This window comes from Enterococcus ureasiticus, assembly GCF_001730285.1.
Classification (GTDB): domain Bacteria; phylum Bacillota; class Bacilli; order Lactobacillales; family Enterococcaceae; genus Enterococcus_L; species Enterococcus_L ureasiticus.
The window spans coordinates 1-24,431 of record NZ_MIJZ01000017.1 but is presented as its reverse complement, the minus strand read 5'-3'; the positions used below and the strand labels follow the sequence as shown (position 1 = coordinate 24,431).

19 protein-coding genes are annotated in these 24,431 nt (G+C 36.6%); all 19 read left to right on the top strand.

What is annotated here, in order from left to right; genetic code table 11:
* Nucleotides 1-690: 690 nt before the first annotated feature.
* The 19 genes from BCR21_RS15845 to BCR21_RS15755 all read left to right on the top strand — a co-directional run bounded on the left by BCR21_RS15845 (nt 691) and on the right by BCR21_RS15755 (nt 23,998).
* Nucleotides 691-1,488, top strand: coding sequence for a TIGR00282 family metallophosphoesterase (locus BCR21_RS15845; protein WP_069647447.1), 798 nt, complete (start codon nt 691-693; stop codon nt 1,486-1,488).
* A gap of 202 nt (nt 1,489-1,690) precedes the next feature.
* Nucleotides 1,691-3,199, top strand: coding sequence for a helix-turn-helix domain-containing protein (locus BCR21_RS15840; RefSeq protein WP_069647446.1), 1,509 nt, complete (start codon nt 1,691-1,693; stop codon nt 3,197-3,199).
* Nucleotides 3,200-3,491: 292 nt separating this feature from the next.
* A complete protein-coding gene (locus tag BCR21_RS15835) occupies nt 3,492-5,897 on the top strand; it encodes a MucBP domain-containing protein (protein ID WP_069647445.1) in 2,406 nt (801 codons plus the stop codon).
* A 13-nt stretch (nt 5,898-5,910) separates the two neighbouring features.
* A complete protein-coding gene (locus BCR21_RS15830) occupies nt 5,911-6,186 on the top strand; it encodes an LPXTG cell wall anchor domain-containing protein (RefSeq protein WP_167351797.1) in 276 nt (91 codons plus the stop codon).
* A complete protein-coding gene (locus BCR21_RS15825; RefSeq protein ID WP_069647443.1) occupies nt 6,187-6,771 on the top strand; it encodes a WxL domain-containing protein in 585 nt (194 codons plus the stop codon).
* 87 nt (nt 6,772-6,858) lie between these two features.
* Nucleotides 6,859-7,914, top strand: coding sequence for a WxLIP family cell surface protein (locus tag BCR21_RS15820; protein WP_069647442.1), 1,056 nt, complete (start codon nt 6,859-6,861; stop codon nt 7,912-7,914).
* Nucleotides 7,915-8,114: 200 nt separating this feature from the next.
* Nucleotides 8,115-8,483: a YlbF family regulator gene (locus BCR21_RS15815; RefSeq protein WP_069647441.1), complete on the top strand. Its 369-nt coding sequence runs from the start codon at nt 8,115-8,117 to the stop codon at nt 8,481-8,483.
* Nucleotides 8,484-8,485: 2 nt separating this feature from the next.
* Nucleotides 8,486-11,053: a DNA mismatch repair protein MutS gene (gene mutS, locus BCR21_RS15810; protein ID WP_069647440.1), complete on the top strand. Its 2,568-nt coding sequence runs from the start codon at nt 8,486-8,488 to the stop codon at nt 11,051-11,053.
* 33 nt (nt 11,054-11,086) lie between these two features.
* Nucleotides 11,087-13,171: a DNA mismatch repair endonuclease MutL gene (gene mutL / locus BCR21_RS15805; protein ID WP_069647439.1), complete on the top strand. Its 2,085-nt coding sequence runs from the start codon at nt 11,087-11,089 to the stop codon at nt 13,169-13,171.
* 27 nt (nt 13,172-13,198) lie between these two features.
* Entirely contained in the window at nt 13,199-13,753 is a 555-nt protein-coding gene (locus tag BCR21_RS15800) for a Maf family protein (protein ID WP_069647438.1), read from the top strand.
* A 30-nt stretch (nt 13,754-13,783) separates the two neighbouring features.
* Nucleotides 13,784-14,278: an acyl-CoA thioesterase gene (locus tag BCR21_RS15795; protein WP_069647437.1), complete on the top strand. Its 495-nt coding sequence runs from the start codon at nt 13,784-13,786 to the stop codon at nt 14,276-14,278.
* A gap of 98 nt (nt 14,279-14,376) precedes the next feature.
* Entirely contained in the window at nt 14,377-14,814 is a 438-nt protein-coding gene (gene msrB, locus BCR21_RS15790) for a peptide-methionine (R)-S-oxide reductase MsrB (protein WP_069647436.1), read from the top strand.
* A 185-nt stretch (nt 14,815-14,999) separates the two neighbouring features.
* A complete protein-coding gene (locus BCR21_RS15785) occupies nt 15,000-16,673 on the top strand; it encodes a peptide ABC transporter substrate-binding protein (RefSeq protein WP_069647435.1) in 1,674 nt (557 codons plus the stop codon).
* 139 nt (nt 16,674-16,812) lie between these two features.
* Nucleotides 16,813-17,424 (top strand): Holliday junction branch migration protein RuvA, encoded by a 612-nt coding sequence (gene ruvA, locus BCR21_RS15780; protein ID WP_069647434.1) that lies wholly within the window; start codon nt 16,813-16,815, stop codon nt 17,422-17,424.
* Between the two features lie 12 nt (nt 17,425-17,436).
* The gene (ruvB, locus tag BCR21_RS15775) at nt 17,437-18,447 is read left to right on the top strand and encodes a Holliday junction branch migration DNA helicase RuvB (RefSeq protein ID WP_069647433.1); all 1,011 of its coding nucleotides are present in this window, start codon (nt 17,437-17,439) and stop codon (nt 18,445-18,447) included.
* Between the two features lie 324 nt (nt 18,448-18,771).
* Nucleotides 18,772-19,830, top strand: a complete 1,059-nt coding sequence (locus tag BCR21_RS15770; protein ID WP_069647432.1) for a hypothetical protein — start codon at nt 18,772-18,774, stop codon at nt 19,828-19,830.
* Nucleotides 19,831-20,264: 434 nt separating this feature from the next.
* The gene (locus BCR21_RS15765; RefSeq protein WP_069647431.1) at nt 20,265-20,939 is read left to right on the top strand and encodes a response regulator transcription factor; all 675 of its coding nucleotides are present in this window, start codon (nt 20,265-20,267) and stop codon (nt 20,937-20,939) included.
* Nucleotides 20,936-22,315: a sensor histidine kinase gene (locus BCR21_RS15760; RefSeq protein WP_069647430.1), complete on the top strand. Its 1,380-nt coding sequence runs from the start codon at nt 20,936-20,938 to the stop codon at nt 22,313-22,315. The genes BCR21_RS15765 and BCR21_RS15760 overlap by 4 nt, the downstream gene beginning before the upstream one ends.
* A gap of 576 nt (nt 22,316-22,891) precedes the next feature.
* The gene (locus BCR21_RS15755; protein ID WP_084013368.1) at nt 22,892-23,998 is read left to right on the top strand and encodes a tyrosine-type recombinase/integrase; all 1,107 of its coding nucleotides are present in this window, start codon (nt 22,892-22,894) and stop codon (nt 23,996-23,998) included.
* Nucleotides 23,999-24,431: the final 433 nt, after the last annotated feature.

The following is a 24,431-nucleotide window of genomic DNA, read 5'->3' as shown; positions in this document are numbered from 1 at the left end:
GTAGAAGGAAAATCTTCCTCTATCAATGACTTCTAGCATGAATAACTTCCCCAAGTTCTGTGAGTGCTAGGAGTTCATTTGTATGACGATTCTGTTTGCCAACTATAAGTATATAATCCCTTAATCATAATGATACCAAATATAAGGTGAATTATAAACTGAATATTAAACAAATTGTTGAATTTTAATGAATTATTGTACACTGAATTGAGAATTAATAGTTACTTGTGAATATAGCATTGGAAGAAGAATGAATGTTGAAAATATAGGAAGTGCTCAGATTTTTTAGATAGACACGACATTTTACTCAAAAAAAGAGTTTATCTGATGTAAATCTCTCAGTTTATTCTAGAATGGAAAGTGAGAAAAAGGAGCTTGATGTACATGATTAAAAAAGGGCTGAACAGCTTCTCTCTTTTGCCTGAGAAAGTTTTGTATCTACATCAATGTCTATGGATCAGCAAAAATTTCTGGTTCTGTCTACCTTCACCTAGAATACATAGAAAATTTCCTAGATTATATAACTATAGGTGATACTATTTGTGCAAATCAAACTAGTTTCGAACGATATTGAGGAAGATAGTAGTGGTAACGATCTTTCAGACATTACTAATAAAACCAACAACCCTTCCCTTCCACCTCAAAAACCTCTATAATAAATAAAGAAATCAAAAGAGAAGAGGAAGTTTTTTGCGTATATTATTTATAGGAGACGTAGTTGGATCACTAGGTCGCGATACGATAACCACCTATTTACCAAAGTTAAAGAAAAAATACCGTCCCCAAGTCACGATTCTTAATGGTGAAAATGCTGCAGCTGGTCGAGGAATCACTGGCAAGATTTACAAGAAGTTTTTACAAGACGGGGTAGATGTGGTCACATTAGGCAATCACACCTGGGATAATAAAGAAATCTTCGAATTTATCGACGATGCTAAAAAAATGATCCGACCGGCTAATTTTCCAGAAGGCACCCCTGGACAAGGGATGGTTTTTGTCAAAGTCAATCAGCTTGAACTTGCCGTTATTAACATGCAAGCACGTGTTTTTATGGCGGATATCGATGATCCGTTTCGTAAAGCAGAAGAATTGATCACAGAAGCACGTAAGCGGACGCCATTGATTTTTGTTGATTTTCATGGCGAAACAACTAGCGAAAAGCAAGCAATGGGCTGGTTTTTAGATGGACACGTTAGCGCAGTTGTCGGCACGCACACGCATGTGCAAACCAACGACGCTCGGATTTTACCAGCTGGGACAGCATTTCTTAGTGATGTCGGCATGACAGGTCCTTACGATGGTATCTTAGGCATGAAGCGCGGACCCATTATTGAGAAATTCAGGACAGCATTACCAAAACGCTTTGAAGTCGTAGACGAAGGTCGGAGCTTATTATCAGCTTGTGTGATTGATATTGACGATCAGACAGGACAAGCGAAAAAAATCGAACCAATTCAAATCAGTGAAGATCGTCCGTTTGAGGAATAACTAAGTTCAACTTAACCAAATACAAAATAAAAAAGGGACAGAAGTATCCAACTCCAAGCAACATGAGAAGGAGTATCTGATGCTTTTTTATTTTGCCAAAAAAGATGGTTGAGCATTTGTGAACAAGTGAACTGAAATTTGTTCTATAATAGGAAAAGAATCAGAGTACAGTAACTAAAAGCAACTAAATTAGGAGGCGACTATGCGAAATTCTTTTATGGGAAAAAAAGAGCGGATGAAGTTTGAATTATTTAAATCGATCATTTTCTCAAAAAATGGGTTAAGCTTTAATGAGTTGATGCAAAAGCATGATCTTACGAAAAGTACATTAAGCAGATATATCAATGATTTGGCGCAAGAAGTGGGAGAGACATTTGATGAGAAGGTCCATTTAGTACAGAACGCTCAGACAGGGACCTATCAAATCCAAACGGAAGAAACATACAGCATCGGGTATTTGATCGATTATAGTCATTTGTTTTACGTAAAACAAAGTGGGATTTTTTTCATTTTAGATATACTGCTAAAAAATCATTATAGTTCGATTGAGGCGATGGCACTTGATTTACATATGAGCAGTTCGTCTGTTTACAAACAACTGCGAGCACTAAAAGAAATGTTAGTTCCTTTTGGAGGAAAGATCTCTTTTGAACAACTTGCTAGCCCTTTGACTGGAAATGAGCTTGGTATTCGTCTCTTTGCTTTTTATTCTTACTGGTCAGTTTTTAAGTCAACGGAATATGGTAACAGACATTATCCAGAAGAATGGTGGAACATAAAAGAGATCGAGGAATACTTTGATCATACGACTTCGTTGTCAGAATCACAACGGGCAAAATTACGTTTTATTCAGTTGATTACCCTAAAAAGAGTCCTTTGGCAAAAGAATTATCTAGAGCTTTCCGAAGAGTTTTTAGCAGATGTTGCCTACTTTGATACCAAAGATACGGAGCTATTGCCTTTAATTAAACAACGATTGCCAAAGAACATCTACCATAAAGAACGAGCGTTATTGGTGTATGCAACTAGAGGGCTGATTTACAATCTAGATTCACTGGAAACGAAAAAAAATATCGTTCAACATTATCAGCAGTCGTCACTAGAAATTGCAGCTTATACGACCAAATTAATGGAAGAAGTTCAAGAAGAATTTGATTTAGATTATACGGAGGAAGGGTATGTAAATTTTTATTTTTATCTGATTATTTTACTGATCTATATCAAGCACATCAACATTGATATTTCTGGATATTATAAAAATGAGCTATCGTTTCATTCGATGATCGATTACGATGAAGGAAATGTAGAAATTTTTCAAAAAATCAACAAGATTATTGAGCAACAGGAATTTTATTCTAAAATCAATAAAAAATCGTTGAAAGGTGTCATGTCGATTCTCTCGTTAACGATTTACTCAGGCATTTATCTGAATAAAAAAGCGGGAAGCATGTCGATCTGTGTCATTTTCAATAATAATTTGATTTTGGCAGACGGCATCAAAAAGATTATTCTAGATGTTTATAATCGGGATCGAATCGTTTTTACGAATGATGTATTGACAGCAGATTTGGTTATTTCAGATTCTTATGAAGTAGCAAACCCGCATACGGAATATTTCTACTTTGATGAGCAGCTAAACCCGGAACAATGGGGAAAAATGATCGAAGCTATCAATCAAATTTTTTATAAAACTGTTTTTTTAGGGATGTAGTGAAGAAGAATCAAATTTGTCAAAAGTATAAAAATATCGATTCTATCACTAAATTACCTTTAAAATTCATTTTTAAAAAGGCTGAAACAAAACAATTCTTTGTTTTGTTTCAGCCTTTTTTCGCATGTAAATAGTGGGTTTCTAGAAAAAGAACTGTTGTTTTTTAATTTTTGGAACAAATCGTTTCAGAAATATATAAATTTTTTCTGAAAAAAATTGTATTATTTCATTGTAATAAAAAAAGCGACTTGGGTTAGATTTGCCAAATGAAGTAAGCAGATAGGAGAAATCGATGAAAAAGAATGTGTTTCGTTTACTCGTTTTATTTTTCTGTCTTTTACATATTGTTGATTCGTCAGATATAGTTTTTGCTGAATCGGTTTTACCACCTGGAAACTATCCACTGGGGGTTTCTACAAAAACGAATTTAACAGCTGGCGGCACACTTTATTTTAATACCGATCAATTGCAAGACAAACAGCTGGTAGGGCAATTTTTAGCAAAAAATATAACCTCTAACGGCTCTTCTGGATTATCCAAAGGCGGTTTTCAAAATTATCAAAACGCAACTCGTCAATGGGAGTTAGACCAAATCGATCCAGCGGTTGTTTCTGAAACAATTACTGGCAGTGATATCATACGCTTGTATGCGAATGCGACAAGTTTTAAGTATATGAATGGTGAAGATCTACATTACTACTTAGGAAATTTACCGACAGAAAAAGAAATGAACGATGCATTGCAATATTATCCTGATTTACGGGAAAATTTCACTAAACGATTATATAATGATACGCTTGAATCATTTCCGTCATTCACGGATAACGGCATTACTAATTTTTCACAAGTGACCGGGAACATTCAAAACGTTAGTGATTATTACGCATCATTGACCGATAGCAATCAATCAGTCGTTCATAATTCAGCTGTTCAATCAGCAGAGGTAAACACAGAGAAAAAAGTAGTGAACCCAAATGATTGGGGCGGACAATCATCGATCCAAATCAATATTGCGTTAAAAAAAGGAACGACGGAACAAGCCGTTGCAATCGTCAATGTTGATGGTCAAATCGATCACTTTAAAAATGCGCAGGATATTTCGATCAATTATACAAATTATGATCCAGATACGATGTTGCCGCCGTACTTGTTCATTAACTATAAACACTTTCCAACGTTTAATTTCAGCGGCAGTACATTTTTCCATGCAACAGCTTATCCGAGCTTGCCAGGTGAGGAAGAATACGAATTCGAAGGAAACAATGGTGTGTTTTTTGAAGGGAAATATTCGGATAAAGCAGTACCGTTAATAAAATCGGATAGTCATACAATCTCTGACGAGCTGAAAGATAAAACCTATAAGATGGCGACGCATCTGGTTCATAACTTTAATGACGAAGATAAAGAGATTCAATTTAGAAGTAATGCATCATTATTTATAGGAAGTGTTTTGGCGCCAAGGGCATCTGTAATACTTGATGATACGCAAGGTCGAGTGTTAGGAAGCGTCTATTCTGGCTATGATATTCATACCAATATGCCGATCAGTCCCGAGGAAAGCACTGCTATGTTTGATTATGACGACTTTCCGGGATTAGGGGATATTGTTGGCGGAGAAGAACTTGAAGCACCGATCAAAGTTGGAGAACAATTTACATATACTGGAAATGAGAACAGGCGATTATATACAATCACCCAAAAAATCCCAGCGTATTCTTCACGATTTCCGATCCAAACAGTAAAAATCACAGATCCATTGGCAGATTCATTAGCGATTGCGGCAGAAGATGTCACGATCAAAGATGAGACTGGAGGGAATGCTACTGATTATTTTACACGCAACAAAAATGCAGAGAATGAATTATTGATCGAAGCAAAGCCGGAAAGCTTAGCCGATGAATCATTTTATGGAAAGACCTATACGATTGAATTGAACGGCAGTTTACAACTGAGCCATGAAGAATTAACCGATCCCGAACTCAATCAAATCACAATTCCTAACACAGCTGTTACAACTGTAAATGAGGAATCAAAAGCCAGCAATGAAGCTGAGCTTAAAGCCGAGTTTGTTCAAGGAAAATCAGTTGTTGTAAATTATCTAAACGAAGATGGACAAGAAATTGCCCCAACGGAAATTTTAGATGGTAAGGTCAGCCAACCTTATCAGGCAAAAGCCAAAGAAATTCCAGGTTACACGTTAACAACAATACCAGAAAATGAGTCAGGAACTTTTTCAAACGAAACACAAACAGTTATCTATAAGTACCAAGGGCACTTAATTTTTTCAGCTGTACCAACACAAATCAGCTTTGGAACGCATGCGTTATCTAGCAAGGATGAAGAATATAAAATCGAAGCAAAAGATCGAGATATTGTTGTAAAAGATACACGCACGTTAGGGTCAAATTGGCAGCTAAGAGCAACATTGAGTAAGCCTTTGACTGGAAACAAAACGCAACATGTACTATCCGATGCACTATTTTATGTAAAGGATGGTCAGTCAGTTCCGATTCCCACGCATTCATCATCGATCATTGAATCAGCAGTGACAACGACCCATGATGAGTACAATATAACCCAGGATTGGGAAACTTCTGATGACGGGCTGAAAGTCGCTGTAAAATCAGGTGATGCGCTAGCGGATCAGTATTCTGGCGAAATCAGCTGGGAATTATACGATGTTGTGGCCAATGATTGAAAGGTGCCGAGTGGTGAAAAATAAAAAAAGAAAATGGCTTCAATTGCTACTAGTTTCCGGTTATTTTATCTATTTGATTGGAATGAGTGAAAGCCACGCCGCAGAAAACGGTAAAGTAACAGTCGGTTTTTACGAAGAAAAGCAAAAGGACCCACATAAAACGCACAAATTACCACAAACGGGTGAGGATTCACCTAGTCATGTTTTACGAATAAGTGGAATATCCATTCTGTTATTTATAACTGGAATGATATCATATAGAATTTTAAATAATGAGGAGAGAATTTAAATGAAAACAAGTAAAATTTTAGTAGTATTAGCAGCAGTAACAATGAGTGTAAGCACAAGTATGGTCGTAAATGCAGAGGAAATCGCAGATCAAGCGTCAAAAAGTGATATTGGGTTTACAGCGCCAACAGAAGGCGCTTTGACGTTATTGAATGTAGCTGATTTTGATTTCGGTTCTAATCCAATTTCTGCTAATGATGAAGTATATAAAAGCAAAACTGAAACAGCGACAACCGTTCAAGATATCCGCGGAACAGAAGCTGGTTGGACTGTCCAAGTTGCTCAAAATGGACAATTTAAAGCAGATAAAAAGGAATTAACAAGCGCTCAAATCACATTGAAAACACCAACTATTTCAGAAAAATCAACAGGTTCAGCTACTGCCAAAACAGAAGTTGTCCTAAATACAGATGGTTCAAGCGAAACGATTTTAGATGCTGAAGCCGGACTGGGTAATGGTGTAACAATTGAAAGTTTCGGTAAAGATGCTGCTGTTTTATCAGTACCGGGTGAAACTGTCAAAGTAGCAAAACAATACGAAACAACATTGACATGGACATTATTGGACCAACCAGCAAATAGCTAGTATAAAAAAGGGAATGGCATGGGACTAAATCTACTTTTATCCCGTGCCGCTAACATACATAGTAAATTAAAAAATGGAGGAATTCACATGTTAAAACATACGCTTAAAGTTTTAGTAACGCTGATCGCTGTTATATTCGGGTGTCTGGTAGGAACACTGAATGTTTGGGCTCAAGACGCAGATTATGAAGTAAAAGCAATTCCTTCAACTAAGCAAGTTGACACAACTAAAACCTATTTTGATTTACGACTTACCCCAGAAGAAACGCAAACAATCACGGTTAAAGTAACCAATAAATCTGATCAAGAACAAACCATAGATACAAAAGTCAAAACAGCTACGACCAATACTAATGGCATAGTCGAATATATGAATAGTGACAAAAACGAATCGATCGATTTACCATATGATATTAGCAAACTCGTTAAAACCAACACACCTAAAATTACACTAGCACCTCATGAATCAAAAGAGGTCGACTACGCAATTACGATGCCTAAAAAAGAGTTTTCGGGCATTTTATCAGGTGGTATTATTTTTACAAATGAAAATACAGATGAAAAGTCAACAGATTCTACAGCGGATGTTGCAATTAAAAACCAATTTGGGTATGTGATTGCCCTTGTTTTACATGGGGAAAAGGAAGTCTCACCTGATTTAAAACTAGCCAAAGTAAGCTTAGGACAAGTCAACAATCGGAACACAGTTTTTGCCCATTTAGAAAATCCTAAAGCAGCTTATCTCAACAAATTGAACGTAAATGTTAAAATCAGAAAGAAAAATTCAGATAACATTCTTTACGAAACAAAAAAAACTGATTTGCAAATGGCACCGAATTCTGTCTTTAACTATCCAGTAAGCCTGCAAGAAACAGAATTTAAACCAGGAAAATATCTTTTAGCTGTTCACGCAGAATCAAAAGGGAAAACATGGGATTTTGAAGAAGAGTTTGAAATCAAAGCAACTGAAGCAGATAAATTAAATGATCAAGCGTATATTCATCATGATAAAAATAACTATCTGCTTTATATAATCCTATTCTTAGTTCTGTTATTGTTGATTCTTTTATTTATTCTATATAGAAAAAGACAACAAAAAATCAAAGCGTTAGAAGAACAAGTAGCGGAATTGAAGAAAAAGTAAATGTATAGAAACATGCTAAACAGAGTAACCTTATCAAAAGGCTGCTCTGTTTTTTTGACTGCTGTTTCTAATGTTGCACAATAAACTTCAAAATATTCGCTACTGTTTTTCCCGACAAACTGTTGATTCTGCTGGAATTATGTTAAAATAAGTAGACCTATTTTACAACAAAATCTTACCCAGAATAAAGGTGTGAAATCATGGAGCCATCCATTACAGATAAAAAAGTCAACGAAGAATTAACGAAATTATTAACCTTACTTGGCGAAGACGAATTGATTCAGCGTTATAAAGAACTAGAAGAAAAAGTTCAAAACAACGAGAAACTCACCGATTTAGTCGAACAAATCAAAGCAGCCCAAAAAGATGCCGTTCAATTTGCTCATTACGACAAACCAGAAGCAGAAAAGGCCGCCATCAAGCGAGCAGACGAACTAACCAAAGAATTCGATGAACATCCCTTAGTTGTGGCATATAGAGAACAACTGATGGAAGCCAATGACCTCTTGCAGCACGTCACAGATATGATCCAATATAGAATCAACGAAGAACTAGAGAAGGAAGGGTAACAATGCCGCAAAAAACAAAACACACACCCATGATGGAACAATACTTAGCAATCAAAGACCAATACCAAGATGCTTTTCTATTTTATAGACTAGGTGACTTTTACGAAATGTTTTATGAAGATGCGATCAATGCGTCACAAGTGTTGGAATTAACGTTAACGAGTCGTAACCGCAATGCAGATGACCCGATTCCAATGTGTGGGATTCCTCATCATGCGGCCCAAGGCTATATCGATACATTGATCGAAAAAGGCTATAAAGTCGCTATTTGTGAGCAAGTAGAAGATCCTAAGACAACGAAAGGCATGGTCAAACGAGAAGTCGTTCAGCTGATTACGCCTGGAACCGTTATGACTAGTAAAGGCTTAGATGCTAAAGACAACAACTACTTAACGGCTATTGTCGAAGAGAATGGTGCCTTTGGTTTAGCCTATGTTGATTTAAGTACAGGCGAACTAAAAACAGCCATTTTAAGCGATGAAGATGCGGTGATCAATGAAGCATCAGCACTGCAAACCAAAGAAATCGTATTAGGTAGTGAATTGTCAGAGACGCTACAGCAAACCCTAAAAGATCGTTTAAACATTATTTTCTCTGAACAAAACCAAGCAGAAGAAAATGCCGAATTTAGCTTTTTGACAAGTGAACTGACAGATCCACTAGAAGTCGAAGTTACAGGCAAGCTTTTAACCTATTTAAGTGTGACACAAAAGCGTGGCTTATCTCATATTCAAAAAGCAGTAGAATATCAGCCAGATCATTTCTTAAAAATGGATCACTATTCTAAATTCAACTTAGAGTTGACTCAATCCATTCGAACTGGGTTGAAAAAAGGCACCTTATTATGGTTACTAGATGAAACAAAAACCGCAATGGGTGGTCGTTTACTAAAGCAATGGCTAGATCGTCCGTTGATCCAAGAAAAACAAATCCAAACTCGCCAAGAAATGGTTCAATCGTTATTGAATGCCTACTTTGAACGTGTCGACTTACAATCAACATTGACGAAAGTCTATGATTTAGAGCGTTTAGCTGGTCGTGTAGCCTTTGGAAATGTAAATGGACGTGACCTGATTCAACTAAAAACTTCATTAGAACAAGTACCGTTGGTTCGTGAGTTGATCGTTGGTATCAACCAAGGTGAGTGGAATGACTTATTATTAGATTTAAATCCAGCTGAAGATATCGTTGAACTAATCAATACAGCTATCAACGAAGAAGCGCCGCTTGCAATCACAGAAGGAAATATCATCAAAGACAATTACAATGAAAAATTAGATGAATACCGCGATGCAATGCGTCACGGCAAACAATGGTTAGCGGAATTAGAGGCCAAAGAGCGCCAAGAAACAGGCATTAAGACCTTGAAAGTCGGGTTTAATCGAGTATTTGGTTACTATATTGAAGTGACGAAATCCAACTTAGCCAACTTAGAAGAAGGCAAATACGAACGCAAACAAACCCTAGCAAACGCGGAACGTTTTATCACCCCTGAACTAAAAGAAATGGAAACGTTGATTTTAGAAGCAGAAGAAAAATCAGTAGATCTAGAATATCAATTATTCCTAGAAGTTCGCGAACAAGTCAAAGCCAATATCGAGCGACTACAAAAACTAGCGAAAACAATCAGCGCAGTGGATGTTTTACAAGCTTTTGCAACGGTTAGTGAAAGATACCAATACGTTCGACCAACCTTAAAAAGCAATAGCAAAGAACTGCATATTGTTGAAGGTCGTCACCCTGTAGTGGAAAAAGTTTTAGGTCATCAAGAATATATCCCAAACAGTGTCCATATGAGTAAAGACAACATCATTTTACTAATTACAGGACCAAATATGTCCGGTAAAAGTACCTACATGCGCCAATTAGCGTTAACAGTCGTAATGGCCCAAATCGGTTGTTTTGTTCCAGCTGAATCTGCGGAACTACCGATTTTTGACCAAATTTTCACAAGAATCGGTGCATCAGATGATTTGATTGCAGGGCAAAGTACCTTCATGGTGGAAATGATGGAAGCCAATCAAGCTTTGCGTCATGCTACGCCGAATAGTTTGATTTTATTTGATGAACTTGGCCGAGGAACTGCAACGTATGATGGAATGGCATTAGCGCAAGCAATCATTGAATATATCCACCGAGAAGTCAAAGCAAAAACATTATTCTCGACTCATTATCATGAATTGACGGTCTTAGATGAAAACTTGACTGGCTTGAAAAATATCCATGTCGGTGCAGTAGAGAAAAATGGCGAAGTCGTCTTCTTGCATAAAATGATGGATGGACCAGCCGATAAAAGTTATGGGATCCATGTAGCTAAAATTGCTGGTTTGCCAAGTGCGTTATTAGAACGTGCCGCTACGATTCTTACTGCTTTAGAATCAGATGAACAACCGCTTAAGACCGTTGAATATAAAGACGAGATCAAAGAAGATACCGAACAATTATCACTATTTAAAGAAGTATCGACAGATGAGTTAGGTGTGATCGATACCTTGAAGAAGATCAATTTATTAGAAATGACGCCAATGGATGCCTTAAATAAATTGCACGAACTGCAAAAAAGAATTTAGCTAAAAAAACTGAGCAAGGAAAGGATCGTATAGATGGGGAAAATACAAGAATTATCAGAACAGCTTGCCAATCAGATCGCTGCTGGTGAAGTAGTAGAACGTCCTGCATCAGTTGTCAAAGAACTTGTAGAAAATGCGATCGATGCAGGAAGTACACAAATCGATATTTTTATTGAAGAAGCAGGGCTTAAAACGATCCAAGTGATCGATAATGGAGAAGGAATCGCAAAAGAAGATATTCTTAGTGCATTCAAACGCCATGCGACCAGTAAAATCCATACAAGAGACGATTTGTTCCGTATCCGTAGTTTAGGATTCCGTGGAGAAGCCCTGCCCAGTATCGCATCCGTTTCAGAAATCGTTGTAGAAACAGCTGTTACTGAGGAAGAGGAAGGCAGTTACGTTCAAATGAAGGGCGGCAAGGTCGAAGAACATCGTCCCGCTGCCTTAAGAAAAGGAACGAAAATCACTGTTTCAAACCTGTTTTTCAACACACCAGCTCGTCTAAAATATGTTAAAACGATTCAAACTGAATTAGCGAATGTCGGTGATATCGTCAATCGGTTGGCGTTAAGCCACCCTAAAATTGCCTTTCGCTTGGTTCATGATGGCAATAAAATGATGAACACAGCTGGCAATGGTGATTTGAAACAAACAATCGCTGGTATTTACGGTATTGGTACAGCAAAAAAAATGCTGAAGATCGAAGCCGAAGATCTAGACTTTAAATTAACAGGCTATGTTTCACTACCAGAAGTGACTAGAGCAAGCCGAAATTATTTGTCCACGATCATCAATGGCCGCTATATCAAAAACTTTGCGCTGAATAAAGCAATCGTTGATGGCTACGGTTCGAAACTTATGGTCGGTCGTTTTCCGCTCGCGGTATTAGAGATCGAGATGGATCCCTTGCTCGTTGACGTTAACGTTCATCCGACAAAACAAGAAGTTCGTTTAAGTAAAGAAAAAGAACTGATGGCTTTGATAAGTGAGGCAATTCGTGAAGTATTAAGTCATGAGCAGCTGATCCCAAATGCGGCAGATAATCTTCGTTTTAAAAAGAAAATCGAGCAACAGCCCAAAGTTGAACAAATGGAAATTCCTTTGACTGAACAAGAAGAAGTAGCAAAACCAATTCGTAAACCAGGAAGTCTAGGCTATGATTCAACGAGCGGCAATTTCTTTGTCAAAGAAACGACAGCAGGATTTTCAGCTAAACCATCTACAAATAATTGGGCAAAAGAGTCTGAACCTCAGAGTAAAGAGGAGCTTGAAAAAGAAGCATTGATGGCTCATGCGTTTAGTTCACCAACTGAAAATGAGGAACAACAAGCACCTGATAACAGCCAAATAGTAGAACCAACAGAAGTAGAGGAAATCCCTCAGCAAAATGACGCGGCAACAGTAGATGAACAGGTCTATGAAGAAGAATTAAGCCATCATCCAGAATTTGATTTTTCAGCGACTGGTGCTCAAAATGATTTAAATAAAGCGTTGAACAAACTATCTGATGAACGCCCGAAAGAACGTTTCCCAGAATTAGAATATTTTGGTCAGATGCACGGCACTTATCTGTTTGCTCAAAGCAAAGACGGCTTATATATCATCGATCAACATGCAGCGCAAGAACGAATCAAATATGAGTACTTTAGAGATAAAATCGGTGAAGTAACGAATGACCTACAAGAGTTATTAGTACCGATCGTGATTGATTATCCAAACAGTGATGCGTTAAAAATCAAAGAACAAAAAGAAACCTTAGCAGAAGTAGGCATTCATTTAGAAGACTTCGGTCAAAACAGTTTCATTGTTCGGGCGCACCCAACTTGGTATCCAGCCGGTGAAGAAGAAACAATTATCCGTGAGATGATCGATATGTTTTTGACAACAGGTGCTGTCAGTGTGAAAAAATTCCGAGAAGCAACAGCAATTATGATGAGTTGTAAACGTTCGATCAAAGCCAATCATTATTTGAATGAACAACAGGCTCGTGTGTTATTGAAGGATCTCGAAACCTGTGAAAATCCCTTTAATTGCCCCCATGGTCGACCTGTTTTGATCCATTTTACAAATTCAGACATGGAAAAAATGTTTAAACGAATCCAAGATCCGCACTAAAAAATAGAGGAAGAAGGTTTTATCCTAATGGCAGTTATTCTAGCCTCCCAATCACCTCGCAGACGTGAGCTGTTGAGCCGAATCATTTCCGATTTTGACGTTGTGCCAGCTGATATCAATGAAGAAGTCAAAGGTTATTTTACTCCGATGGACTATGTCTTGACGATGGCAGCCCAAAAAGCAGCACATATTGCAAAAAAATATCCAAATGATTTAGTGATCGGTTCCGATACAATTGTAACGATCGATAATGAAATATTAGGAAAACCCACTTCCAGAGACGATGCTTTTCGGATGTTACGGCAACTGAGCGGCAGAACACATAAAGTCTATACTAGTGTTGTCTTAATGAAAGACGATCAGGAATCTTCGGCCACTGTTCCGGCCACAGTAGAATTTTACGATTTGACAGATGAAGAAATCAATCGCTACTTAGATACAAAAGAGTACGAAGACAAAGCTGGAGCATATGGCATTCAAGAGCAGGGGGCTTTGTTGGTGAAAAGTATTCAAGGTGATTACTATTCGATCATGGGGTTACCCATTGCGACATTGTACCGAATGTTGCCATCATTTGATTAGTAACTGAACGATGAAAGAAGGAAATAACGAATGAAATGTTCACAAACAAGAGCCATCCAAACACATATGATCACGTATCCTCATTTAAATTTTCACAAGACATTATTTGGTGGCCAACTAATGGCGTGGCTGGATGAAACGGCTGGTATTTCTGCTGTTCGCGTTTCAAGAGCGGCAATTGTCACAGCCTCAGTCGATCATTTAGATTTTTTAGCGCCTTTAAAAGCGGACCATTCAGTTTGTATCGATGCCTATGTATCAGGTGTGGGTACACGTTCGATGGAAATATTCGCCAAAGTGATCGGTGAAGATTTATTTACAGGCGAACGTTATCTAGCTGGCACTTGTTTTATGACCTTTGTCGTACCTAAAGGAGCAAGTCTGCCAAAAACAATCGAGCCTGAGACAAAAGAAGAACGCTTTATCTGTGAAGGCTATGAAGCGAGAAAACAGTTTAGACAAGCTAAGCGTCAAGAAAGTATTAATCTAGCTAGAAATGTCGACTTAGATATTCCTTGGAACTAATAATAGACGTGAACACTCATTTTCTAAACAGAAAGTGAGTGTTTTTTTCACAATGATGCTATGATAAGACTAATAAAAAAGTAAGGGTGTGATTTGTCATGGAAAAACCATCAAAAGAAGAGTTGAAAGAAAAGCTATCCGATATTGAATATGCTGTAACACAGGAAAATGCGACTGAACGACCTTTTACTGGTAAATATGATGACTTTTACCAAGAGGGAATTTATGTGGATGTGGTGAGTGGCGAACCACTTTTTAGCTCAAAAGATAAATATGATGCAGGCTGTGGCTGGCCAGCGTTTACTAAACCCATTGAAAAGCAAGGCGTTAAAGAAAATTCAGATTTTTCTTTAGGAATGCGTCGTGTTGAAGTTCGCAGCAAAGAAGCAGATTCTCATTTAGGACATGTTTTTACGGATGGACCACAAGATCAAGGTGGTTTACGTTATTGTATCAATGCGGCAGCGTTACGGTTTATTCCAGTAGATAGACTAGAAAAAGAAGGATACGGAGAATATAAAGCCTTATTTGAATAATCTGAGCACCTATCTAAGCAGTTGAAATCTGCTTAGATATTTTTTTTAGCTTTGTAAAATAGAAATCATTTGTTATTTTATTTCCGCATAAAAATGATTGCTATTTGTTCTGATTTCTAGTACTATAAGAATATTCAGAAGATTAAAATTAGAAAAGAAATTAATTATTTATTGAGGAGAATAAAATGAAAAAAACAAATATGACAAGATTAATCAGTGTGATGATGCTATCTACACTAGTATTAGCAGCCTGCGGTGGTGGCGGCAAGACTGATTCTACAGATAGCAGTAACGACAGTAAAAAAGCAAGTGGGGAACAGCTTTTTAAACTAGTCGTTCAACAAGAAATGCCAAGTGCAGATTTATCCGTAGCAACAAACACGATTAGTTTTTCAGCATTGAACAATATATATGAAGGGTTATATCGTTTAGATGATAAGAGTAAACCACAGCCTGCCGGCGCAGTAGAATTGGCAAAGAAAAGCGATGACGGGTTGACGTACACGTTTAAACTTAGAGAAGATGCTAAATGGTCAAATGGTGATCCTGTAGTAGCGTCAGATTATGTCTATGGCTGGCAGCGTACAGCAGATCCTAAAACAGCAGCAGAGTATGCGTATATGTTTGAATTAGTCAAAAATGGCGCAGATGTTTCTGCTGGAAAAAAAGGCCTGGACGAATTAGGAATCAAAGCAATCAACGATTATGAATTAGAAGTAACCTTAGAACAAGAAACGCCATACTTTGATTACTTGTTGGCTTTCCCATCATTTTTCCCGCAAAATAAAAAAATAGTCGAAGAAAAAGGCAAAGACTATGCAACAACGAGCGATGCATCAGTTTATAACGGACCATTTACATTGACTGATTTTGACGGACCTGGAACAGATACTGAATGGTCTTACACAAAAAATGATCAATATTGGGATAAAGACGCAGTTCAATTAGATAAAATCGAAGTGAAAGTCGTTAAAGAAGCACCGACATCATTGAATCTTTTCCAAGATGGACAAGCAGATGATGTGATCTTAAGTGGAGAACTAGCCAAACAAATGGCCGATGATCCAGAACTTGTAATCGAAAAAGATGCGCGTACTTCTTATCTTGAATTTAACCAAAGAGATGAAAAATCACCATACCACAATGCGAATCTACGTAAAGCAATCTCTTACTCGATCGACCGTGATGCTTTAGTTGACCGAATCTTAGGAGACGGTTCGATCGCTTCAACTGGTCTTGTGCCAGCCGGAATGTCATTTTCGCCAGAAGGCAACAAAGATTTTGCTGATGAAAATAAAAACGTATTGACACATGATACAAAGAAAGCCAAAGAATACTGGGAAAAAGCGAAAAAGGAATTAGGCATCGATTCATTCAAACTGGATATCTTGGGTGAAGATACTGATTCTACAAAAAAAGTACTAGAATATATCCAAGGAGCAGTCAAAGAAACTCTTGATGGTGTGGATGTGACTGTTACAAATGTACCGTTTGCTGTTCGTTTAGACCGTGGTAAAAATGGTGACTTTGAAGTACTCATGGGCGGTTGGGGTGCTGATTATGCAGATCCAAGTAGTTTCACAGATCTATTCCTAACGGGTGGATCTTACAATAGAGGTCGCTACTCAAATGAGAAATATGATGAATTAGTCAAAGCATCTGGTAGTAAAGATGCTTCAAATCCAGAAAAACGTTGGACGGATATGGTAGATGCTGAAAAACTATTAATGGACGATATGGGTGTTTCACCAGTTTATCAAAAAGCAGAAGCCCACATGCGTAGTAAAAAAGTCAAAGGTGTAGTCGCTCATGGAGCAGGCGCACGTTATGACTACAAATGGACATACATTTCTGAATAAAAAAATAAGCCAATACGAATTTAATCGCAATTCGTATTGGCTTTCTTTTTATCAAGCTACTGATTTTCTTGGATTTGTGCTAAAATAGAAACGTATGTGCGTGTAAAGCATAAGCGACGGTATCAAGAAAGGTGAAATTATGTACGAGTATATCATTGGTAAAGTGACATTTATCAGTCCTTATTATATTGTAATAGAAACAAATGGCATTGGTTTTCAGATTTCTGTAGGAAATCCCTACCGTTATTCTGGAAAAACCGATCAGCAAATCAAAATTTATGTCCATCAAGTCATTCGCGAAGATGCCCATTCTTTATATGGTTTTGGCGATTTAGATGAAAAACAACTTTTCTTAAAACTGATCAGCGTTTCAGGAATCGGACCTAAAAGTGGTTTGGCAATCATGGCTTCAGAAGATCACGGTGGGTTGATCAATGCAATTGAAAGTGAAGATGCAGCGTATCTAACAAAATTCCCTGGTGTAGGTAAAAAAACAGCACAACAAATGATTCTGGATCTAAAAGGAAAATTAGGTGAACTGGAAACCTCAGAAGCAGCGGTTGAAGCAATGGCCAAAACACCAAATACGCAATCCGCGAATCAGGCATTAACAGAAGCTTTAGAAGCCCTAAGTGCGTTAGGTTATAGTGAAAAAGAAATCAAACGAATCACGCCAAAATTAGAAGAATTAGGTACACAAGCGACAGACGAATACTTGCGCAATGCATTGAAATTCATGATGAAACGCTAAGGAGGAATCGCTATGACAGAAGATGAAAGATTGCTTTCCGCTCAAACTAGCGAAGGGGAAGAGACCCTTGAAAAGTCGCTACGTCCGCAATTTCTCGCACAATATATCGGTCAAGACAAAGTCAAACAAGAACTTACGATCTACATTGAAGCGGCCCGGAATCGGGAAGAAGCGTTAGACCATACACTTTTATATGGCCCGCCAGGATTAGGAAAAACGACAATGGCCATGGTGATCGCTAACGAAATGCATGTTAATATCCGCACGACTAGTGGACCTGCGATCGAACGAGCTGGAGATTTAGTTGCAATTTTAAATGAACTAGAACCAGGCGATGTTCTATTTATCGATGAAATCCATCGCTTGCCTCGAATTGTGGAAGAAATGCTGTATTCGGCAATGGAAGATTTTTATGTGGATATTATGGTGGGCCAGGGAACCACGGCTCATCCCGTTCATTTTCCATTACCACCATTTACCTTAATCGGCGCAACAACCAGAGCTGGAATGTTGTCTGCACCTCTTCGAGATCGCTTCGGAATTATTTCCCATATGGAATATTACGAAACACAAGACTTAAAAGAGATCGTTCTGCGCTCTGCTGATATTTTTCAAACAGAAATCGTAGAAGAAGGCGCCTTTGAAATTGCTCGACGTTCACGTGGCACACCTCGTATCGCCAATCGTTTACTAAAACGTGTTCGTGACTTTGCCCAAGTACAGTCAAATGGTACTATCGATCGTGGAATTGCTGATCAGGCATTGACCTTGTTACAAGTCGATCATCAAGGATTAGATTATGTCGATCAAAAACTATTGAAAACAATGATTGAATTATACGGTGGCGGTCCTGTTGGTTTAAGTACATTAGCGGTAAATATTAGTGAAGAAACTGAAACGGTTGAAGATATGTACGAACCTTATTTGATTCAAAAAGGATTTATCAAACGGACGCCAAGAGGAAGAATTGCGACCGCTTTAGCGTATGAACACTTTGGCTATGAATCTTATTATCAAGAATAAAGCCTAGTCATGTTACCAAGTTAATAAGCAAAGGATGAGACAAAACTAGATTTAGTTTAGCTCATCCTTTTTATTTTTCTGTAAAGCTAATTAGTTTATTTCCAAAGAAGAACCTCTTTATCAGCAACAAAATTTTCATTAATCTATACCTGTATAAAGGTGTTTTGTTTAGTGACGATCAACCGAAGCACTATTTCAGATACAGATATTATTAAGTGAGTATTCGATTAGAGGAAAAATCGTATCATTTGCACTAAATATTTTCTCCTTTTATAGTTGATAATGTACCAATTAATAAAAATAACGAACGAAAGGATGAAAATTATGGAAAAGAATACGAGAAAAAAAGGTTTTGTATCGTACTTAACAACACAAGATGAAGCAGGGGTAAATATTTCTTGGGGGGCAATTATAGCGGGATTAGTTTCCTTCTTTGCGATTTTCTTTACCTTGAGTTTGATCGGATCTGCAATTGGCTTTGGTATAGTTGAACCAACATCGGATAGTCCGCTAGATGGTGTAGGAACGGGACTTATTATTTGGACAGTTGTAACATTTGTCCTTTCATTATTTTGTAGTGGATTTATCGCAGGGGTAGCAGCGCGCAGAGTGGGCTTAGTTCATGGATTTCTAACATGGGCAACAAGTGTCTTGGTATTACTGGCTATTCTTTCTTATACAGCGATCGGTGCATTTTCAGCAATTGGCTCTTTATTTGGCAATATCGCATCAGCAACTGGTAGTGGCGTGGAAACTGTAGCTTCTGGTACATCTGATGTAATCAGTAAAGGGTTTGATAAAGTGACGGACAATGTTCAATCAGTAGATACAACAGAACTGCAAGGACAAGTCAAAAAAGTTTTATCTGATACTGACGTAAAAGAGTTACAACCTGATTATTTAAAAGATCAAATGAAAGAAGCAACCGATGAAATCACAGATGCTGGAAAAGAAATCCTAAAAAATCCAGACAACTCAGATGAAATTTTCAAAGACGCAGCAGATTCTTTAGAAGCGAAAGCGAAAAAAATCGGTGACTCAATTGATCGTCCAGCAATCGCAAACGCAGTAGCAAAGAATACTGACTTATCACAAGAAGAAGCGCAACAAGCTACAGATAATATCTACAACGAATTACAAAAAGCATCGAAAGAAACACAAACACAAATAGAAAAGGCAAAATCAAGTCTTGAAGATGCGAAAAAAGAATTAGATAAAAACATCAAAGAAGCCAGACAAAAAGCAGAAGATACTTCAAACACAGTAGCTAAAGCATCTATTTGGGGCTTTGTCGCAATGATTCTTGGCATGATCATTACCTCTTTAGCAGGTTTATGGGGTGCTAATTTAGTGAAAAATCCTGAGACTGAGAGTAAATTGTAAACAGAAGGATTGGATAATAAAAAAAGTGGAAGAGCGTAGAATGAAATTCACTTTTGATTTGTTTCATGTAAAGGTATAGCATCAGCTGTACCTTTTTTTATTAGATTTGTATAAATACTGATAAAAAACAGATGAGTCGATGAAATACAGAATAAATCCAGATTAAACACAAATAGAATACATAAAAATCTGCTAAAGTAGGAAGAGTAACAAAATTCTGAAAGAGAATGTGTGAAAATAAATAGTTAAAACGGAGTAGATGATCGTTGGATTTCGAAACAAATAATTAGCCGATTAAAGCATAACAGTAAAGTGTACGAACATTTTCAAGTACTATTAGAATAAAAGATAAGGAACTATAGTTGACAGAATCTAAACTGTTCAATTATAGTTTCTCTGTACTTTAGAAACAGTCTGTGAAGGAGGTTCTTGGAATGGAAACAAAAATACTAGTGGTTGAAGATGATACAATGACCAATGAAGTGATCTCTGATTTTTTAGAAGAAAAAGACTATGAGGTTATTTCAGCTTCCGATGGTGAAGAGGCTTGGCAGATATTCCAAAAAGAAAAATTAGATTTGATGATCTTAGATATTATGTTGCCAAACATCACTGGGTTGGAGCTGTTAGAAAGAATACGACAGACATCTGATGTACCGGTTATTATGCTAACGGCAATCGATCAAGAACATACACAATTGCTTAGTTTTAAGCAAAAAGTAGACGACTATGTGATTAAACCATTTTCACCAACGATATTAGTTAAAAGAGTCCAAGCTGTCTTGAGAAGAACGAAACAGGGAGCTGAAGTAAAAAATCAAGAAGTATATTACGGAAACGTTCGGATAGATTTTGATGCAGCAATGATTTTTTATAAAGATGAGCGAGTTCCCTTAACTAAAATCGAGTACAGAATAGTTGAATATTTGGCGAAAAACAAAGGACGTACAGTGATGCGAGAACAGTTGATAGAGACCATCTGGGGATATGACTTCACAGCAAATGATCGAGTAATTGACAGTCATATGAAAAATATAAGGAAAAAAATCCCGCAGCTAAACATCGAAACAATTAAAGGAATTGGTTATATCCTAGAGGAAAAAAGATGAAAACGAGAACGAAGACATTCATTTTTACCTCAGCTATCATTGGTATTGTTATTACAATTAGCTTTGCTCTATTGTATTATTTTTTGCCGATTGTTTACGAACGAGACAAAATAAATAGTGCAATCAAAAGAACAGATAAAGTTATAGCCAAAATAGAAAATCAACCGTTAGATAGAATCATAGAAGAAGTCAATGAGGAATTTATTCAAGGTAGAACTACATGGGGGATAAAAGATTCAAAGAATAATACTATTTATCCGTTTAAGCTTGATAGCAATAAAGAAAAGCTATCTCAGAAGATTATTATTATTGCAAAAGACTCAATTGTACCCATCAAAGGAGTAACAATTAAAGATTCAGAAGGACTAAAATATGATGTTGCAGTGAATATGTTCTTAGAGCCTGTTGAAGAAGTAAAAAAAACTCTGTTTAAAACCTATCCATATATCCTTGGGCTAAGTTTTTTTATCGGCGGAGTGGGGGCCTATGTATATTCTTATTGGGCGACAAGAAGAATATATAGGATAAGTGCTAGAACAAAAAATATGGTTGTCTTAAAAGAGCCGGTTGATTACGTAGTAAAAGGTAAAGATGAAATTAGTGAGTTAGAAAATAATATACAATTTCTATACTTGTCATTATTGGATAATATTGAATCATTGAATCAGGAATTAGAAAAAAGTAATGCTGTCGAATACTCTAAATCGGAATTTATGAGAATTGCTTCTCACGAATTGAAAACGCCAATTACAGCGATGTTGGGAATAATTGAAGGAATGATTTTGCAAGTTGGACGTTTTAAAGACCGCGATTATTATTTGAATGTATGTAAAGAAATATTAGAATCACAGGGTAAGCTAGTTCAAGACGTATTATTTATTTCAAAGTTAGAAAGTATTGAAAAATTTGAAACATTTAATGAAGTATTTTCCTTATCGGAGTTAATTAGTGAAGAAATGGCTTTATTTGAACTGATAGCTGTTCAAAAAGAATTAATCTTTAAGGTGGAAGTTTCTGAAGTAATTATCGACTTCAATAAGGAAGATATGAAAAAAATCGTTATGAATCTCTTAAGCAATGCAATAAAATATACAAAAAAAGGTGGGACTGTCACTATTACTCTTACACCCACAGCTTTAGTGATTGAAAATCAATGTACACCTCTTGAACAAGAAGAAATCAACAAGATATTCTTGCCCTTTTATCGACCAGATTATGCTCGGTCAAGAAAAGATGGTGGGACAGGATTAGGTTTGTATATTGTTTCTAAATTGTTATTGAAAAATGATATCCCATTTACATTTAAAGCACTGGAAAATCAAACAGGAATGGTCTTTACAATGATCTTATCCTCTGTGGTAAAGAATAGTGAATAATTAAAAAAGAAAACAGACTTAGTTTTGAAGATTTACTCAAAATTAAGTCTGTTTTCTTTTTTTATTGTTTTTATATTTAAAAAATCCATAAAAAATCCATGTTATATACAAATAGATTCTAGAGAGCCCTGTTAAGCTAAGTGTAACAAAAAGTCGAGGGGGGACATGTATGAATAAAGAATAAGTCATTCAACATAATATTAATGGTAGTTGCTTGTGTTACATAGAAGTGAACAGAAAAGGGACGAGGTATAGATAAATAAAAAGAATATTTCTCGTTTTTTAGTAAAACGAGAAATATTCTTTTTGTTTATTGTGATTTATATATTTTAGTTGTTTTTTATCTGGTATTTATTTGCTCGGTAGATTAATTCTAATAGATATAAATTAAAAATACAAGGTTTTTTTGAAATATAATCTAATTTTTCTTTTTTTTCGTCAAAATTCATCTGAGTTTTGACGATTATCCAATAAAGTTTCTTCTAGTGTAAATACAACATGATTTAGGTGGAGAAATAGGTCGTTTTTTTCCGCCGTCGATTCCGCCGTCAATAAAACTTGAAAGGATGATGTATTTTGGCAAGAGGCGAAAACATATACAAAAGAAAAGATGGGCGTTGGGAAGGTAGGTATCCCAAAGCAAGAAAAGCAGATGGTTCTATATACTACGGCTATATTTATGGACGATCTTACCGATCAGTTCGGGAACAAATTTTAGAAAAAAAGGTACTTCATTCCCTAGAAAACAGTACTTTTCAACAGAAATTCCAAGGAACTTTTGGGACATGGGCGATTATTTGGTTGAATCAATTAATGAAAGACAATATTAAAGAAAGTACGTATTCAAGCTATCAAAATAAACTTTCTTTACACATATTACCAGTCATTGGTAACACGTCATTACATCGTGTGGATAAAAAACAGTTAGAACAATTAGTTGATCAACTTAAAGACAAACTGTCTCCAGCGTCTATTCACATTACCTTCCGTTTAGTTAAGAGTTGTTTAAAAGCTGCCAGAGACAGAGGCTATTTATACATTAATCCGGCTGAGCAGGTTTCCTTGCCTAAGATTCAAAAAGAACAAGTTCCTGCGTTAAACCGCCAACAACACACCAAAATTTTAAAGGAAAGTAAGAAATCTATCAAAGGCTTACCCGTTGTACTTGCTTTAGAAACAGGGATGCGTATTGGAGAAATCAGTGCTTTAAGGTGGGAAGATGTTGATTTTGAGCAAGAAATGATTCATGTTCGCCGAACGAAACAACGTATTTTTGACTTCGCAAGTGATGCAACAAAAACGAAATTGATTGAAACGGCACCTAAGACAAAACGTGCTAAACGTGCTATCCCGATGACTCCTTGTTTAAAAGAGCAGCTTATTTGTGCTAAGAGTCAAGCTATTTCGTCATACGTAGTTGAAAGCCATGGGAAATCGATAGAACCAAGAACAATTAGCTACCGATTTGAACGAATCAGAACCAAAGTAGGCATATTAAACGTTGGTTTTCATGCGCTACGCCATACCTTTGCAACCCGTTGTGTAGAGTTAGGTATCAGTATCAATACGATCAGTGCTTTATTAGGGCATGCCTCTATCAAAATGACATTAGATACGTATACTTATTCTTTTCTTGAGGATCAGCGTCAAGCAATGGATAAACTATCTGTTTTCTCATCTTAAAATCATCAAAAAATAATTTAGCGGAGTTTATCTGTCTCCCTTTTTTTCTTTTATAAATAACGATCGTTATTTATAAAGAGGTGAAAGCGAGAAAGAATGTACGTACAAATAACTTCTAAAGCTTTGCCTCAATTTTTTTGTTCACCGTCACTTACGCCGTCAACCTATAAGTAAGTTTCTTATTTATCAAGCTAAATAAGAAGTTATTCTCGTTTTACTAAAAAACGAGAATAACTTCTATTGATAATTACTACTAATTTTACTTTCATATTAAAAAAAGTGCAAAGAATAACCTTGGAAACTGAAAGAACCAAGTCAATTGACAGGGTAAACTAGAGGAGGCAAGACAAATAATGTACAAACTAGGCATTTTAAAAGAAGAAAGACAACAAGATGCACATGTGAATGAGTTTTCTAACTCTTCCGCATTCAC

Excerpts from the sequence above, each read along its gene's own strand:
- BCR21_RS15770 (WP_069647432.1), top strand. The coding sequence starts at position 18,772 with ATGGAAAAGAATACGAGAAAAAAAGGTTTTGTATCGTACTTAACAACA.
- BCR21_RS15835 (WP_069647445.1), top strand. The coding sequence starts at position 3,492 with ATGAAAAAGAATGTGTTTCGTTTACTCGTTTTATTTTTCTGTCTTTTA.
- BCR21_RS15760 (WP_069647430.1), top strand. The coding sequence starts at position 20,936 with ATGAAAACGAGAACGAAGACATTCATTTTTACCTCAGCTATCATTGGT.
- BCR21_RS15795 (WP_069647437.1), top strand. The coding sequence starts at position 13,784 with ATGAAATGTTCACAAACAAGAGCCATCCAAACACATATGATCACGTAT.
- BCR21_RS15840 (WP_069647446.1), top strand. The coding sequence starts at position 1,691 with ATGCGAAATTCTTTTATGGGAAAAAAAGAGCGGATGAAGTTTGAATTA.
- msrB (WP_069647436.1), top strand. The coding sequence starts at position 14,377 with ATGGAAAAACCATCAAAAGAAGAGTTGAAAGAAAAGCTATCCGATATT.
- BCR21_RS15765 (WP_069647431.1), top strand. The coding sequence starts at position 20,265 with ATGGAAACAAAAATACTAGTGGTTGAAGATGATACAATGACCAATGAA.
- BCR21_RS15815 (WP_069647441.1), top strand. The coding sequence starts at position 8,115 with ATGGAGCCATCCATTACAGATAAAAAAGTCAACGAAGAATTAACGAAA.
- BCR21_RS15825 (WP_069647443.1), top strand. The coding sequence starts at position 6,187 with ATGAAAACAAGTAAAATTTTAGTAGTATTAGCAGCAGTAACAATGAGT.
- BCR21_RS15820 (WP_069647442.1), top strand. The coding sequence starts at position 6,859 with ATGTTAAAACATACGCTTAAAGTTTTAGTAACGCTGATCGCTGTTATA.
- mutL (WP_069647439.1), top strand. The coding sequence starts at position 11,087 with ATGGGGAAAATACAAGAATTATCAGAACAGCTTGCCAATCAGATCGCT.
- BCR21_RS15785 (WP_069647435.1), top strand. The coding sequence starts at position 15,000 with ATGAAAAAAACAAATATGACAAGATTAATCAGTGTGATGATGCTATCT.
- ruvA (WP_069647434.1), top strand. The coding sequence starts at position 16,813 with ATGTACGAGTATATCATTGGTAAAGTGACATTTATCAGTCCTTATTAT.
- ruvB (WP_069647433.1), top strand. The coding sequence starts at position 17,437 with ATGACAGAAGATGAAAGATTGCTTTCCGCTCAAACTAGCGAAGGGGAA.
- BCR21_RS15800 (WP_069647438.1), top strand. The coding sequence starts at position 13,199 with ATGGCAGTTATTCTAGCCTCCCAATCACCTCGCAGACGTGAGCTGTTG.
- mutS (WP_069647440.1), top strand. The coding sequence starts at position 8,486 with ATGCCGCAAAAAACAAAACACACACCCATGATGGAACAATACTTAGCA.